Origin of the sequence: Zooshikella ganghwensis DSM 15267 (assembly GCF_000428585.1) — a bacterium.
Classification (GTDB): Bacteria; Pseudomonadota; Gammaproteobacteria; order Pseudomonadales; family Zooshikellaceae; genus Zooshikella; species Zooshikella ganghwensis.
Map to the genome: position 1 here is coordinate 1 of NZ_AUAF01000382.1, position 1,394 is coordinate 1,394.

Annotated in this window: 2 protein-coding genes; both read right to left on the bottom strand. The window is 34.5% G+C overall.

Features of this window, described 5'->3' with window-relative positions:
• Window positions 1-223: 223 nt before the first annotated feature.
• Window positions 224-700 carry a hypothetical protein gene (locus F607_RS0127175; protein ID WP_027710487.1) on the bottom strand — a complete coding sequence of 159 codons (477 nt, stop codon included), beginning with the start codon at window positions 698-700 and terminating at the stop codon, window positions 224-226.
• A gap of 7 nt (window positions 701-707) precedes the next feature.
• The coding region (locus F607_RS35045; RefSeq protein WP_038292671.1) for a hypothetical protein at window positions 708-1,394 on the bottom strand (687 nt) is incomplete at its 5' end.

Genomic DNA, 1,394 nt, shown 5'->3' on the forward strand with positions numbered 1-1,394 from the left:
GTGTTTAGAGCTTACCTAGCGTATAAGTATTGCTAAGAAAATTAGCAGGTTATAAGAGAAGTGGCTGTATTTGTTCAGAATCGTGGCCACCCCTCTAGCTGCCATATCAGTAACTTATGATGTACAGCGGGTGCCTTAAAATTTATTCCAAAAAATAAAAAAGCCCACAACTGTGGGCCATAAAATTAAAAATACTTTCTTGCTACTTTGAGCTAGCTATAAACTATTCATAAACTTTACAACTGACATAAGAGTCATCTGATAGTTCAAGCGATTGGTTTCCTAATTGATAGTTATTGGCACTACTCACTTTGTACATTATATAAGCTCTTGAGTAACCAATTCCAACCTCTTGAATATTAGAGGAGCTCCTGAATTGTTTATCCTCTCTATTACTTTTAAATACTAGTTTTACATTACTACCTTTGCTATTTAGCTCTTCAATTGAAGTGCTAAATGGCATACTAAATTCTCGGATACTAAATATAAGACCAGCTTTACTCTTCATATCTAGCTGAGTTTTATCAAGGTTTATAAACCTTGATAAATCATTTCTCAAACTATTGTTTAACTCATCATCATTTGACACTTTTTCTAAAATTCGACAAGAACTTGAGGCCATGTAATAAAAATATATTAAAAATATCAATACAGACAAAATTATAGCTGACAATGTATAAAAAACAGTTTTTTTTAGCATTTTATAACTACTTTATCTTATTTCTGTAAGTTTCGTGCCCATAACGAGCCCAAACACTGCCTGAAAACATCTGTTGATAATTATGTTTTCCCTGCATGAGTAAGAGCTGTAAACCGTTCCATCCTACAACTTGAAATGGAGTTACAAACTGGTTGTGATTATATCGAGCGGCCATCATACCTACAGAAATATAATTATAATTACCGCCTTTAACAACACCTCGTCCTTCCAACATAAAATCCCGTGATGCAAGGCCATCTTCATATATAAACGTATCTGCACCAATAAAATCGTCTATGTAAGAAGACTTGTCACATAAAAGTGTTTCCATAAACTCATAATCTTCGATGGTCTTTTGATCAGCCTTACTTAAAAAAATAGGCGATGAAGGATCCATAGCTGCAAACTCATTAACTCTTTTACGTAAATTAGTATGATCCATTTCTAGCTTGTCTATATCAACGAGAGTACTTCCATTCAGGTTATCAGTATTCAAACTTAACTTACCTCCTCGCCTATATTTTCCTTTACTAGCGGTATTAAACTCTATTTTTTTCAGGGGACTAGTAACCCTCCCTTTTAAATCAACCCCATCAGTCGTATTCGACTCACCACGACCTATTCGGTTGTAGTGGTTCATGACATCATTAGCGATTTGTTCACCGTAGTTTAATTCTTTCTGAGGCTGGTACTC

Excerpts from the sequence above, each read along its gene's own strand:
- F607_RS0127175 (WP_027710487.1), bottom strand. The coding sequence starts at position 700 with ATGCTAAAAAAAACTGTTTTTTATACATTGTCAGCTATAATTTTGTCT.